The sequence below is a fragment of the Desulfuromusa ferrireducens genome (assembly GCF_055389805.1).
Window position 1 is genome coordinate 4,360,290 of record NZ_AP042415.1, and the last position, 14,693, is coordinate 4,374,982.

The 14,693-nt window shown below is 53.5% G+C and carries 11 protein-coding genes and 1 riboswitch; of the genes, 1 reads left to right on the plus strand and 10 read right to left on the minus strand.

The features are described from left to right. Positions 1 to 56 precede the first annotated feature (56 nt). Positions 57 to 1,733 (plus strand): energy-dependent translational throttle protein EttA, encoded by a 1,677-nt coding sequence (gene ettA, locus ACZ5PT_RS19575; RefSeq protein WP_464264695.1) that lies wholly within the window; start codon positions 57 to 59, stop codon positions 1,731 to 1,733. Between the two features lie 44 nt (positions 1,734 to 1,777). Here ettA and ACZ5PT_RS19580 read toward each other — a convergent pair whose 3' ends face one another. The 10 genes from ACZ5PT_RS19580 to rlmKL all read right to left on the minus strand — a co-directional run bounded on the left by ACZ5PT_RS19580 (position 1,778) and on the right by rlmKL (position 14,620). Next, positions 1,778 to 3,814, minus strand: coding sequence for a hybrid sensor histidine kinase/response regulator (locus ACZ5PT_RS19580; RefSeq protein WP_464264696.1), 2,037 nt, complete (start codon positions 3,812 to 3,814; stop codon positions 1,778 to 1,780). Between the two features lie 9 nt (positions 3,815 to 3,823). Then, positions 3,824 to 4,192, minus strand: a complete 369-nt coding sequence (locus tag ACZ5PT_RS19585; RefSeq protein WP_464264697.1) for a response regulator — start codon at positions 4,190 to 4,192, stop codon at positions 3,824 to 3,826. Continuing rightward, positions 4,189 to 7,155, minus strand: a complete 2,967-nt coding sequence (locus tag ACZ5PT_RS19590) for a transporter substrate-binding domain-containing protein (protein ID WP_464264698.1) — start codon at positions 7,153 to 7,155, stop codon at positions 4,189 to 4,191. The genes ACZ5PT_RS19585 and ACZ5PT_RS19590 overlap by 4 nt, the downstream gene beginning before the upstream one ends. Positions 7,156 to 7,390: 235 nt before the next feature. Further along, positions 7,391 to 8,617 carry a GGDEF domain-containing protein gene (locus ACZ5PT_RS19595; RefSeq protein ID WP_464264699.1) on the minus strand — a complete coding sequence of 409 codons (1,227 nt, stop codon included), beginning with the start codon at positions 8,615 to 8,617 and terminating at the stop codon, positions 7,391 to 7,393. A 176-nt stretch (positions 8,618 to 8,793) separates the two neighbouring features. Further along, entirely contained in the window at positions 8,794 to 9,015 is a 222-nt protein-coding gene (locus ACZ5PT_RS19600; protein WP_464264700.1) for a hypothetical protein, read from the minus strand. 45 nt (positions 9,016 to 9,060) lie between these two features. Then, positions 9,061 to 9,624, minus strand: a complete 564-nt coding sequence (locus ACZ5PT_RS19605; RefSeq protein ID WP_464264701.1) for a hypothetical protein — start codon at positions 9,622 to 9,624, stop codon at positions 9,061 to 9,063. A gap of 211 nt (positions 9,625 to 9,835) precedes the next feature. Further along, positions 9,836 to 9,913, minus strand: a riboswitch (cyclic di-GMP riboswitch). 202 nt (positions 9,914 to 10,115) lie between these two features. Further along, on the minus strand, positions 10,116 to 11,351 hold the full coding sequence (locus tag ACZ5PT_RS19610) for a COG3014 family protein (RefSeq protein WP_464264702.1): 1,236 nt from the start codon (positions 11,349 to 11,351) through the stop codon (positions 10,116 to 10,118). Positions 11,352 to 11,373: 22 nt separating this feature from the next. Beyond that, positions 11,374 to 11,976: a penicillin-binding protein activator LpoB gene (locus tag ACZ5PT_RS19615; RefSeq protein ID WP_464264703.1), complete on the minus strand. Its 603-nt coding sequence runs from the start codon at positions 11,974 to 11,976 to the stop codon at positions 11,374 to 11,376. 17 nt (positions 11,977 to 11,993) lie between these two features. Beyond that, positions 11,994 to 12,410 carry an HIT domain-containing protein gene (locus ACZ5PT_RS19620; protein ID WP_464264704.1) on the minus strand — a complete coding sequence of 139 codons (417 nt, stop codon included), beginning with the start codon at positions 12,408 to 12,410 and terminating at the stop codon, positions 11,994 to 11,996. A 38-nt stretch (positions 12,411 to 12,448) separates the two neighbouring features. Continuing rightward, positions 12,449 to 14,620 (minus strand): bifunctional 23S rRNA (guanine(2069)-N(7))-methyltransferase RlmK/23S rRNA (guanine(2445)-N(2))-methyltransferase RlmL, encoded by a 2,172-nt coding sequence (gene rlmKL, locus ACZ5PT_RS19625; RefSeq protein WP_464264705.1) that lies wholly within the window; start codon positions 14,618 to 14,620, stop codon positions 12,449 to 12,451. Positions 14,621 to 14,693: the final 73 nt, after the last annotated feature.

Below are 14,693 nucleotides of genomic sequence, written 5' to 3' on the forward strand. Positions count from 1 at the left end.
CTAGGGGACAGAATTCAATTCTGCCCCCGTTTAAATCAGCACAAAAGGACTCCACCATGAGTGAAGATACAAAGAAAATCATCTACTCGATGATGCGCGTCAGCAAAAGCTACAACAAGCAACCGATCATCAAGGACATCTCCCTCTCCTACTTTTATGGCGCCAAAATCGGTGTGCTCGGCCTCAACGGTTCGGGTAAATCGACCCTGCTGCGGATCATGGCCGGGGTCGACAAAGAGTTTAACGGCGAGGCGGCTCTCTCCGAAGGCTACAGTGTCGGCTACCTGGAGCAGGAACCACAGCTGGATGACAACAAAACCGTCCGCGAAGTGGTTAAAGAAGGGGTACAGGAAGTCGTTGACCTGCTCGCCGAATTCGAAGAAATCAACAACGCTTTCGCCGATCCCGACTGCGATATGGATAAACTGCTGGCGCGGCAGGCCAAAGTACAGGATGCGCTCGACGCTGCCGATGCCTGGGACCTCGAATCTCGGCTGGAACTAGCCGAAGAAGCGCTGCGCTGCCCGGCCCCCGACACCCCGATCAAGCAACTCTCCGGTGGAGAAAAACGTCGCGTGGCGCTGTGTCGGCTGCTGCTGAACAAACCGGACATCCTGCTGCTCGATGAGCCGACCAACCATCTCGACGCCGAAACCGTCGCCTGGCTGGAGCAACATCTGCAACGCTATCCCGGCACCGTTATCGCCGTCACTCACGACCGCTATTTTCTCGATAACGTCGCCGGCTGGATTCTCGAACTCGATCGCGGCCAGGGCATCCCCTGGAAAGGCAACTACTCCAGTTGGCTGGAGCAGAAGCAGGAGCGACTCCGCAAGCAGGAGAAGTCCGAAAGCAAGCGTCAGCAGACCCTGCAGCGCGAGCTGGAATGGATCCGCATGTCACCCAAAGGACGTCACGCCAAAAGCCAGGCGCGGATCAGCTCTTACGAGAAGTTGCTCGGTAACGAAGGAATGCAAAAAGAGCAGACCCTCGAGCTGTACATTCCACCCGGCCCACGCCTCGGCGGTGTGGTCGTCGAAACCAAGGAAGTCAGCAAGGCCTTCGACGAGCGATTGTTGATCGACAACCTCAGTTTCAATCTTCCCCCAGGCGGTATCGTCGGCGTCATCGGCCCGAACGGTGCCGGTAAGTCGACCCTGTTCAACATGATCACCGGCAACGAAGCGGCAGACTCCGGTAGTTTTAAAGTCGGCGAAACGGTTAAGCTCGGCTACGTCGATCAAAATCGTAGCCTGGATAAAGATAAAACGATTTTCGAAGAGGTCACCGGCGGCCACGAGATGTTCCAACTCGGGGGACAAACGGTCAATTCTCGTGCCTATGTGGCTCGCTTCAACTTCTCCGGCAGCGACCAGCAAAAAAAGGTCGGCGTGCTCTCCGGTGGCGAGCGCAACCGCGTCCATTTGGCGAAAATGCTGCGCGAAGAAGCCAACGTGCTGCTGCTCGATGAGCCGACCAACGACCTGGATGTCAACACCCTTCGAGCCCTGGAAGAGGGCCTGGAAAACTTCGGCGGCTGCGCCGTGGTCATCAGTCACGACCGCTGGTTCCTCGACCGTATCGCGACGCACATTCTCGCCTTTGAAGGGGATTCACAGGTGGTTTGGTTCGAAGGGAATTATTCCGAATATGAAGAAGATCGCAAGCGCCGCTTGGGGCGCGACGCCGATCAGCCGCACCGGATCAAATATCGGGATCTGACCCGACAGTAGAGAGACTTAAAAGGCCGATCCCGCAAAGGATCGGCCTTTTAAATTCATTCGTCCAACGCCTGGCGCACCGTCTGCGCCAACTCATCGATGGAGACCGGCTTGTTGATGAAATGTGCTTCTTTGCTCAAACCTTCCCGCTCCATCAGCGATTTTAACGTATGGCCTGACATGTAAATCAGTTTAAGCTCCGGTTTCTCTTTCTGTAATGCCACGGCAAGTTCACACCCACCTTTGCGCGGCAAAACCACATCGGTCAGCAGCAGATCGACCTGCGGGTTGGCCGCGAACACCGACTCGGCCTCAAGACCATCGGCCGCATCCAGAACCTGATAGCCCAACTCTTCCAGCGCTGCTCGCATCACTTCACGGACCAAAGCCTGATCCTCAACCAAAAGAACTGTTTCACTGCCACGCTCATAGCTGGCAGCAACCTGTTGCTCATCTATCACCGGGCAGAAGGAGCCACTGCAGGGGAGTAAGATATGGAACGCTGTCCCTTTTTGCAGGCTGCTTTCCACCCAGACATGTCCCTCGTGCTGTTTAATGACCGTGTAAACGGTGGCCAGCCCCAGCCCGGTGCCGTCTTCCTCGGATTTGGTGGTAAAGAAGGGATCGAAGATCAGTTTCTGATGCTCAGCGCTGATTCCGCAGCCGCTGTCCGCAACGCTCAAAAGCACATAGTCCCCGGCGCAGAGCCCGGGATAGGCAGCGAGATCCTCTTCCGCTAAGCGGCGGTTTGCCGTTGCCAGTCGCAGGCGGCCCCCTTCAGGCATGGAATCCCGCGCATTGATGGCCAGGTTCATAATCACCTGCTCGATCTGACTCTGGTCAGCCACCAAGGCACAGAGCTCGGGATCGAGATCAGTGTCAACAGCGATCCTTTCACCGATGACCCGTTCAAACATCCGCGTCAAATCGAGAATCAGCAAATTCAGATTGACCTGTTTCGAAGGACTAACCTGCCGGCTACTGAATCCAAGGAGCTGACGAACCAATCCCGCGGCCTTCTGGCTGGCATCTTGGATGACGTCAAGGTAACGTCGCATCGGATCGTCGTTCGGCAAACGCAATGCCATCAATTGGGCGTTGCCGCTAATGGCAGCGAGCATATTATTAAAATCGTGCGCCACCCCACCGGCGAGACGACCAAGAGATTCCATCTTTTGCGCCTGAAACAGTTCGTCCCGCAAACGTTCCTTTTCCAAGCTGGCTAACTTGCGATCGCTGATATCCTGCAGCGTCCCGATGGCATAGCTCGGGTTGCCGAAATCATCGCACTGAACCTGTCCGCGCAGCTGAACATAGCGGATCTCTCCCGTTTGCAACTGCAGCCGAAAATCGAGATCAAATGATGTCATCCGCTCTAATGCGGCAGCGATGGTTTCTTCCACCAGTGGACGGTCCTCGACGGCAACGACCTCCTGGAGGAGGGAAAAGGAGGCTGCGGGTTGTTGCAACTTTAAGCCAAGAATCCGATAAATCTCGTCAGACCAGCTCAGTTGACGATCCTTCAAGCTCATCTGCCAATGCCCCAGATGGGCAATTTCCTGGGCCTCTTTTAGCCGCTGTTCGGACAGCTTCAGGGCGCGTTGCTCTTTTTGCAGGCGGTCGATCGCTTCTTCGAGCTTACGCCCCATACTGCTTTCATACAAAGTCAGTAACTTTTCGTCGCTCGCCTGCGGCTCTCTCGGAACCACCAGCCGCCCCTGCTGATAGTTTTCCAGGACTTCGCCCAAGATCTGCAAAAACTGCAGATTGTCCTGTGGCTTGATGACAAACCGGCTGGCACCGAGGCTCATTGCCAGCTCTTCGTCCTCTTTTTCAACAAAGGTAGCGGTATAAAAAATAAACGGTTGCTGGCGCAATTGCGGGTCTTGCTTCAACTCACGACAAAACCGGAAACCGTTCATCTCCGGCATCATGATATCGGAAATAACCAGATCGGGCAGGCAACGGCGCGCGACCTCCAACCCCTGCTGACCATTGTCCGCCAACTCAACCTGATAGCCCTCCGAGTTAAGCAGTTGTTGAAGTATCAGCTGATTATGACGATCATCATCAACGACCAGGACTTTTGGCATGCTTCCCCCCTACTTTGGCAAAAACTCACTGATTTCAGCAATAAAGGTCTGTGGATCTATCGGCTTTTCAATGTAACCGTTGCAACCGGCGGCAAGAATCGTTTCACGATCACCAGCCATGGCATAGGAGGTGACGGCAACGATGGAGATCTCCTTGACGCTGTCATCCTGCTTGAGAAGGCGAGCAACCTGATAGCCATCCATTCCCGGCAATTGGATATCGAGCAGAATCAGCTCCGGGTGATGTTTTTTCGCCATCTCAACGCCCAGCAGACCATCGCGCGCCTGCAGAACGTTAAAACCGTTTTTTTCCAGCAGGAAGGTGGTCAGATACATATTTTGCTCGTTATCCTCTATGACCAGAATCGTCTGACTCATGCTTCCTCCCGACTGCTGATCGGCAAGCTAAAGGAAAAACAACTCCCCTCACCGAAGCGACTTTCCACGCTGATCGTGCCATCCAGCAATTGAAGAATTTTTTGACAGATCGACAACCCCAGTCCGGTCCCCTCATATTGCCGGGTAGTGCCAATATCGATCTGCTGAAAAGGTCTAAACAGGGTCGCCAGATCTGCTTCGCGAATGCCGATCCCACTGTCACTCACGGCGGTAACCACTTTGTCGCCGAGTACCCGGCAATCAACCTTGACCGTGCCCGCCTCGGTAAATTTGATGGCGTTATTGAGCAGGTTGATCAAAACCTGACTGACCCTTCGCTGGTCGCTGACCAGCTCACCAACAGACGAATCAATGGCGACCAGCAGTGCCAGATTCTTTTCCTCTGCCAGAGGCTGTAAAGAGTTACATGCCTGTTCAATCAACTCTGCCATATTAAAGGCGTTACACTCTACCTTTAATTCCCCCGCCTCAATTTTGGAGATATCAAGGACATCGTTTATCAGGGCCAGCAGATGTCGGGCACTGCCGCTGGCCATCCGCAGCTGTTTTTTCTGCTCGAAGTTCAGCGGACCAGGCAGTTCAGCGACAACCAGACCGAGAAACCCGATGATCGAATTGAGCGGCGTACGCAATTCGTGCGACATGCTCGACAGGAAAGTACTCTTGAGACGATTTGCCGACTCTGCCTCTCCCTTGGCAAATTGCAGCTCCATCTCGATGCGACGGCGCTGAAGGGCATTGGTGAAAATCTGCCCAACCAATTCGAGATGTTCAATTTCTTCCGGCTGCCAACTGCGACGATCCTGCACTGAGCTAACCCCCAGCAACCCGATCAGGCGGCCACGAAAAAGCATCGGCACATTGACCAATGAGGCAACCCCCTGTGCCAGTAGCAAACCACGTTCGCTACTGGCTTCGGGCGGTAAATCGATCAATGTCGACAGCACGACATTTTTTCCCGCCTGAATCTGCTGCATCCACCAAGGGACCCGCTCCACCTTGAGCCACTGCAATTTTTCCAAGCGGGTCTCAAACTGACCGGAACTCCAGATGTGCGAGCAAGAAAACTCGTCGCCCGTATCTGAAAAAAGAAAAACGTAGGCTGATTCGACGCCGACAAAACGCCCCAACCTCTCCAGGGTGCGAAAAATGCCAACATCCATCTCTTCAGCATCAATAGCAATAAAGTGTGCCGAGGTTTCGGCAATGAAATGCTCAAAGGCATTATGCTGTTTCAGCGAACTTTCTACCTGAACACGACGTGTAACCTCTTTTTTGAGGCGGTAGTTCCAGAACAGGGTACCGAGCAGGATCAACAGTGCCACGACCACCGTTTGTGCAATGTAGATGGCAACCTGCCGCGGCGAGATGCCCGGATCATATTCGATACCAACCCAACGCTGCTGGATATTGGCCGCTTCCTCGGCACTGATGGAAGCCAGTCCCTTGTCGATAATTTGCACCAGAATCGGCCAGTCTTTGCGCACCGCGTAATAGAGTTTCTGCGCTTCATGCGAAACCGGGGCGGCAACCTTCAAATTATTCAATCCGAGTTTGCCAATCCAATAACTGGAGGCGGCGACATTGCCGACAAAAGCATCGACTTCGCCAGCGGAAACCGCTTTGAGCGCAGCCTGCAAGCTCGGATATTCAATCGGCTGAAGATCGGTCTTCTCGCGCAGATAGCCGGCGTGTGAGGTATCTGCCTGTACCGCCACCCGACGATTACGCAGATCATTCAGGCCACTGACAAAGGACTGGTCATTACGCACAATCGCCACCCGGTAATACTCGAGGTAGGGCTCGCTGTAACGTAAAAATTGCTGCCGTTCGGCGGTCAAACCAACACAGGGAAGCACATCGACAGCACCGCTGCGGGCGCCCTCTACCGCTTCGCTCCAACTTAAGCCTGGGACAATTTCCATACTGGCGCCAAGGCGACGGTTGAGCAGTTTAATGTAATCAACGGAAATTCCCTGACGTTCACCATTTTCAGCAACAAATTCGATCGGCGCAAACTCAGGATCAAACCCAAGACGAATCGGTGAATGATCATCCAACCATTGTCGCTCTTCGGACGTTAGAATGACACGATCGCCCAATGTTCGAGGCGCCGAATGCGGAACCCAGCGTTGCATGATCTCGCGCTTTTCCCGCTCTGGAATGGCGTCTAGAGCCTTATCCAGAATCCCCGCCAACAGCGGCCAGTCATTGCGCACGGCAAAACGCTGGCCATTGGTGATCAAATCGTAGGCGGAGGACATCTTCAGATGGCCAATCCCGTGCTGTTTCATCAGGTAAAAATTTATACCAACGACGCCTACATAGGCATCGACCTGACCACTGGACAAAGCCCTCAAACCAGCAAGCGGCGTCTCGACCAGCAGCGGCTTGATCAAAGGATGGTCGCGCCTAACCCGTTGCGAGGAGGAATAACCTTTGACCAGAGCAACCCGTTTGCGGTCCATATCCTGCGGTTGCTGAATGCGAAAATCGTCCTCACGAGTCATCACCACCAGCGGAGTCGGAATATAGATCTGACTAAAATCGAGAAACGCCTTGCGCTCTTCCGTGCGGACCGCAGTCGCGATCAGATCAATCGATTTCTGCTTCGCCCCAGCCAGAATTTCTGGCCAACTTAGCTGCGGAACAATAGCAATGTTGACTCCGAGCAACGCAGAGATTCGCTCGATGAAGTCGATTGCAACGCCCCGATAACGTCCATCGTCAGTCGCAAAGCTATAAGGGGCATAGTCTGCATCGACACCGATTTTCAGAACTGGATGTTGTTGAAGAAATGTTTTCTCTGCGGAGGTGAGATCTATTTGCGGAACGGTAGAATTCGCTTCAGCGACCTGGGCCGACGAAACCGGCAACAGCAAGACGAACAGGCAGCATAGGCCTGCAGCAACATTGCACAATCCCCCCTGAAAAAATATCATAGCAATCCCAACGGCAACTAAACCCGGAGTGGCACCCCACTAAATAGCCACGTTCCCCAGAGGGCACTTTAATTTAAAAGAGTACCCATAAATACGCGTTGTGACAAGAATCCTTACGGTTTTGCAGTATTGATTTAAATCCCCGACTGGTGTTGCTGAGCAATAAAAATGCCCGATCGACGCAATCGGACCGGGCATTTTAACCACTGGGCAAGAGACATAACGAGAATTGGGACTACTTAAGCCCAACTACCCGATTGCGGCCTTCATCTTTCGCCTGATACAAGGCCTCATCAGCCCGTTGCAACGCTGCATTGACCCCTTCAGCAGGATCGAGACAGCAGGTTACGCCAAAGCTGGCGGTGATGGGTAAACTCTGCTCGCCGACAACAACCGGAGCTTTGATCAGTTCATGACGGATCCGCTCAGCCGCCTCCACCGAACCGGGAAAATCACAATCAGGGACGATGACCAGAAACTCCTCGCCGCCGTAACGGCCAAAAATATCGTATTCCCGCAGGCAACTTTGCACACGTTTCGACATGACGCGCAATACTTCATCGCCAGCCAGATGACCGTAGGTATCATTGACCTTTTTGAAATGATCGAGATCGACCATAATCAAGCCCAGGCTGGCAACGGGTTCTAACTCCCTATGTCGTTCCATGCGCGAAAGTTCTTCGGCGGCACGATTAAGCACGGCGCCACGGTTGAAAATCCCGGTCAGAGGGTCGGTGACCGCCTGCTGTTGCAAGCGACCGAGAAGATTCTTCAGCTGCCTGGCGCCTAGGTTGACAAACGCAAAAGACAGGGCGAACACTCCGACTAAAATAACCGCGAGGATACTGGCGGAGGCAATCACGCGTTGATTGATTTCATCGCGATAGCGGGTGACATCAACATAAAGTTCGAAGCTGCCGGCAATATTTCCAAGCTGATTGCGGACCGGCAGATAGGTTTCTACCACATCCACATCCAACAATTGCTCTTCGGCGAGATCAATGACTTCTTCTTTGGTTTCCTGATGGGAATCGACCACGCCGCTCAAAGCGCGGATCAGTCGATTATTATCTGCCACCTGCATGCCAATAATATTTTTATCGGTGCTGTAGACAACAATGCCGGTACGGGAAAAAACCTTAATTTTAACGATGGCAAAAGGATGGAGAAAATCCCGGACGTAGCTGTCGAACCGATCGATATTTTCTGCCGTAATGGAAATACTCTCTTCGCCGGCGGCGAACAGGTAGGGATATTGTTGATCGACCATCACCGTGCCGATGCGCAGGGCATCATCTTCGGCAACCTGAAGGACGTCGGCAACCGAAGAGGTATAGATTCCATAGGAGGTCAGAGCCAGAATCAGCAGAATGGAAACCAAGGCTACCGTTCCCAGCATTCGCTGCAGAAGGTTCGGATCACGCTCTAAGCGTGACATTGACAACGACTCACGACCGATCATTATTGTGCTCCTTGCGCACCGGGGAAACATTAATGAATACTTATTCTCGTCAGCCGCTCTTTTTATGTCAAGGAGCAATAACAGATTCAGGTATTTCACGACGCAAAACACTGCTGCCACCCTCGCGGGTCGCCTTATTCAACTTGGAAAATCTGCAGTTAAGATAAAAACTGAAATCAAAAAATTGGATCGGCAAATGCTTTCAGTCGGTAGGACAGCAGAATTTCACGCTCACCAGTCCGGCATGCGGCAAGGGGATAACGTGTGTCATTCAAAAAAGAAGCCATAAAGGCGACAAGGCTATCTTTGGCGTCGACATCACTTGCATGGCCCGCCGCGGCGAAATACTCACTTAAAGAAGAATCAACGCAGAGGCTGATGATCATTTTTCCCGGCATGAGAACCCGCATTTAGCAAGCCAACTTTATCCAACGACAATATTTCTAACGGACATGACAACCACTACAACCATTAACCGATTGTCGCTGCATCCCTTCAGCGGTCAAGACAGTCGACGCGGCAATTCGTGGGCCTGCATTGGTCGCGGCCAGCAGCACAATCGAGGGCTGGCGTGGATCAGCTTTATAGCCATCCAGAGAACTCCCCTCGGCGAAAACGAGTTGACCGGACTCAAGAATAAAGTCTTCCGGAGAGGACTCTGCAACCGCCTGATTGGGCGTATGATTCTCCGCCCGGATATCGGCCATTAACTGCGGATTCTGAACCGTCACCATCGCCCAAAGGGTATCTTCAGGACAGGCACCATAAAACGACCCAAAGGGATAAGCGGGTATTCGGTTTCGGAGACTTTCCTTCAAGCCTTCTATTTTGGCAAGATATTGCTGATGGCGTTGTTCGGACGCCTGCCGGTAAGCAATTATTCTCTCAACATCCCAGCGATGAAGTTGCAAACTACTTTTCCCTAACTGAAACTGCTGACTGGGGACGGCCTGAGCCAACGAGACAAACAAAACAACGAGAGCGACACCAATACTTGTAATCCGCATAATTCGAGCCCCACCTTACCAAAATGTAACGACTGACAAAATCGCCGATTCCACACTTTCAAGTTTAACATTTATGGTGACGCGATGACGGATAAGTTCCTATTTTTCAAGCACTTGAACGGCTTTTAATGCAAGAGCCCATCAATAAAAAAACTCCCATCTCAAAAACCGAGACAGGAGCCACACTTACACCTTGGCACTTATTCTCCCATTCGGTAACCCGGCTATCCTAAATTGAGGACCCGTGGCTTTGCGTCACCAGATTTCTCTGGTTTTGCCTTTTCGTGTTAACGCAAACTAACCCAAAACAAACCAACCGGCAAGAAGAATTCAACCCATTGAGCGAGCATTCATCAACGCCGGACACAACTCTATCCACAGCAACAAAAGAGATTAATGAAATCCACTTCTCTAACTTCGTGCAAACGGCTGATTTAGCGAAGATGTCTAAAAGAGAACCAACCCATTTGGGTCGAATCGGCTTGGCCTATTTAAAAGCGTAAGGAATGAAAAATTCTCTGCCCCGGCCGCAGTTGAAATTCCGGCAGGGCGATCTCCGGCGTGCCATAACGCCCACCACTCAACCTGACACGCAGGCTATGTTGCCCGGCGAGCAGTGGTATGCGAATCAGGGTCAGTCGCCCTGGCAAGGTTTGCCATGAGCGGGTATCCGGTTCTTCGAGCAGCAACAGAGAAATCCGCACCACGGCTTCCGCGGTCTGACCGTGCTCTTTGCCAACAGCCTGAGATATTGCCTCTTTTGCCGCGACCCGAGCGGTTTCTTTGATAATCAGTGCCACTTTGCGCTCACTGAGCGAATGCTCGGCGACTGCGGCAAGGTCAGTTGAAAGAACTGGTAACATTGGCCACGCAGGGAACACCTCGTTCCGAAGTAGAGGTGTCGGGGGAGAATCGTAATAAGGGAAGGAAAAACGGATCGATGGCGGCAGCACCACATTGCCGGGAAGTTTTTTGGGAATCCTGCCATTGGCGATAAACAACACCAACTCGCCAGCGCCAGCGGGAAGCGGATCCGGCAAATAAGGCTGAAATTTAGCAACCTCATCGAGCTGGCCGAGGCGAGCGCTGATCCGTACCAGATCGGCCGCCACCGGAGTAGGATTTGGAAGATCGTCGGCTAAACGTCGGTAAACCAGGTAGGCATCATTGTCTTCAGCAACCGTGCTGAAGCTGAGCGCGATCAGCGCCCGGCTGAAGTAAGCAGCTTGCAGCGCCTCAGGGTAGCGACCGAGCAGCTGCAGAGATTGTTTCGCCTCAACCACAGCGCTGTCGTACTCACCGAGCAGCAGAAAATTCATCATCAGGTAGCTGTGCACCCAGAGCCGCTCGCTGTATTCGCCCTTATAGCGCAGCAGCCACTCGGTGGTAACCAGACTCCCGAGCTGTTCGCTGACGCTGAGAAGCTCTAATTCGTTGATCCGCTGTGCCGCCCTAAGCAGAACATCGGCACTCTCCCGATAGCGCCCCAATTGATGCAGAACCGAACCGCGCTCCATCAAAAACAGCAGCTCATTGCGCTGGCCGAACCAATCGCCCTTTTCCAGTTCTGCCAAAGCCTGTTGCGGCTGATCGGCGTAAAACAGCCCGCCGGCTTTATTCAGACGACCGGCACAGCCACTGACCAAAACAGCCAGCAACAGCAGCATAAAAATATGCAAGCCGGGCCGGCAGACTCGCACCAACCCGGCTTTTAGGGGATTCATCATAACTGTCAGAGACCGGCTCAGCCTACCAGCCGATAAACGGTTTGGTCGATTCGCGAATCACTTCGGTGCTGTCGGCCCACTCGATCAGGCCGGTTTCGATATCGGTCAGTTCCATGTTCAGGCTGTAGTACATCAGAGTCCGTTTGGTCAGACGCATCTGCCGCGGCTCTTTCTTTTCCATCGAACGCAGGGTCCCGGTCAACATGTATTTGGCGCCAACCTGTCGGGCTTTCAGAATCCGGGTATCGGCGGCAACACTGCCGCCATACTGGTAACTGGTTTCAGTGGCGATGTTCTGCCGCTGGGTTTCGTTGACAAACCGCACCCGCCCGCTCTCCAACAACGCCTGACGGATATCATCGGTGATGGCGCTGGTACTGATATGTTCACTGGTGCGGTTAGCAACTCCGTAGACGATCAACACCGGGCGATCGGTCGCCATCACCAGCGGATGCTTGCGGGTCAAAGAGGTTACCATCTCGGCAACGATCGCTTTTTTATCGGAGAAGTGATAGCCCTCGTCGTAGATCACTTTCTCATCCGGAGCAATTTCACGGGTCATCACACCACAACCGGCGATCAGCAAAAGGATCGGCAGCCACAACCATTGAGCGGATATTTTCATCATTATCTCCCTAAATTTCAACCGACGTTAAGACCGGACAGGCCAATTTTGACTTTCTGCCTGATCTTTGTAATCTCTGCCGCAGCATAAGGAACCGGCGACCGTTGCCCCCAGACCGGTCCCGGCCAGGTCGGATCGCCGACACTACGGCCGACATGGTGCAGATGCAACTGACTGACGACATTCCCCAATGCCGCCACATTCAGTTTATCAAAACTGAAGGATGATTCCAACCAGGCCGCAAGTTGCGCGGACTCCTGCCACAACAACTGCTGATCGGCTTCACTCAAGTGGTGGATCTCGCGAATCCCCACTCGCCGCGGCACCAAAATGAACCAGGGGTACGTCTGCTCATTCATCAATAGCAGGCGGCAGAGGGGGAAATCGCCAAGCATGATGGTATCGGCCTGCAGGCGTGGATCAAGTTCAAACATCTGCGCTCCAGTCGTTGTTCGCCCTCTATCCAGGGCAATTAATCGTTGTTGCGGATCAACCAGCAATTGTGAATGCGTGGGTTGCGCTCGTAATCGAGGGGAATCATTTTATTGCCCAGATTCTCTATCTGCAGATTCGGCAACGCCTCGACATCCAACTTGAAATTGCGCAGGTTATTGGAAAAGACCAGCGTCCCTCCAGGCGCAAGGAGGTTAGCCACCTTGCCGAGCAGATCAACGTGATCGCGCTGAATATCGAAAGTCGTCTCCATCGACTTGGAATTGGAAAAGGTCGGCGGATCGAGGAAAATCAGATCGTAGCTAGCGGCGCGGACGCTCTGAGCGTCATCGAGCCACTTCATACAATCGGCCTGGATCAACTCTTCATCTTTACGGTCAAAATCGTTCAGGGCAATATTCTTCTGCGCCCACTCCAGATAGGTGCGCGACATATCGACAGTGGTGGTTTTTCTCGCCCCACCCATCAGCGCATGCACGGTCGCCGCGCCGGTATAGGCAAACAGGTTGAGAAACCGGACGTCATGAGACATGTCCTGAATCAAGCGGCGGATCGGACGATGATCGAGAAACAGACCGGTATCGAGATAATCGGTCAGGTTGACCAAAAACCGGCAGTTGCCCTCCTGAACCTCCTTGAGAATACCGCGGCGCGACTGCTTCTCGTACTGCTGCTTGCCTTTTTGTTGCTCACGCACCTTCAGATGAATCTTTGTTGGCGCGATATCAAGCACCTGCGGCAGAGCTTCCTGAATCTCCAGCAACCGCTGGGCGGCCTTTTTCGGATCGACGTCCTTCGGTGCCCGGTATTCCTGCAGGTGCACTTCATCGTCATAGATATCAACCGCCACCGCGTACTCCGGCAGATCGGCATCGTAAAGCCGATAGCAATCGACCTCTTGCTTTTTGGCCCATTTTTTAAATTTCTTCAGATTTTTACGGAGTCGGTTGGCGAACATCTCAGCCCCGGGGGAGAGTTCTTTTTTAACTGGCTTGCCCGCACCTTCGGCCAACGACTGCCAGCGATTCTGCTTGTCCAACTCGAACTGCAACAGCTGACACTTGATGGCACCGTTGTACAGGGTATTGATCTTCCCGGCGCGCAGACCGATGGAACGACCCAGTTGCGGATTAGAGGTAATCACCGCCGCTTTCCAGCCGGAGCATTCGACGGCCATCTTCTCGCCGAGTTGATTGTAAAGGGCTGACAATTGACTCTCTTCGCCGAGCCGCTCACCGTAGGGCGGATTAGCCACCAACAAGCCGGGGGCAAAACCGAGCGGGGCGGTAAACTCGCGCAGGGTACGTTTTTCAAAATGGATGATTTTATCCAGCCCGGCATTTTGTGCGTGCTGCCAGGCCGCCTTGACCGCCCGGCCATCGCCATCATAGCCGACGATCGGCGCCAGCTTGCGCTGCATTCCGGCGTTTTGTCGCTCTAATGCTTCCTCACGCAATCGCTGCCAGAGTTCGGCATCAAACTGCAACCAACCGAGAAAACCGAAATAATCACGCAGCAACCCCGGTGCGCTGTCGGTCGCCATAAGGCCTGCTTCCAGCGGCAGGGTTCCGGAACCACACATCGGATCGACCAGCACACCGCCCTGTTCGGCGATCTGCGGCCAGCCGCCACGAATCAGGATCGCGGCCGCCAAATTTTCCTTGAGCGGCGCGTGCACACCGTCGATCCGATAACCACGGCGATGCAAACTGTCGCCGGCAAGATCGATACTCAGTGTTGCCTGATCTTTGAACAGATGCAGATTGATGCGCAAATCAGGCCGCTCAAGCGAAATCGACGGACGCTCGCCATCGCGAGCGCGAAACTGGTCAACAATGGCATCCTTGACCCGCAGTGCCCCATAACGGGTGTGGTTGATCTGCGAACGGATGGTCGTGCAATCGACGACAAAGGTGCTGCTCACCAGCAGATGCGCGGTCCAATCAATCTTCTGCACTTCGGCATAGAGTTCATCGGGATCACTGGCAGGAAAGTTGGCGATCGGCAACAGCACCCGACTGGCCAGTCGCGACCAAAGGCAGACGCGATAAGCGGTTGCCAAGTCACCGACGAAGCTGGCTCCGGCCCGCTCCTCTTTGACTTCTTCGGCGCCCAGGGCAATAAGTTCAGCGGCCAGTAGGGATTCGAGACCGAGAGCGGCTGTAGCAAAAAACGTTTGTTGCTTTGACATCTGTAACTTTCTAAAAAACAATGGGTAGGGGCGACCTACAGGTCGCCCGGATTATTCCGTTGCCACAAACGGG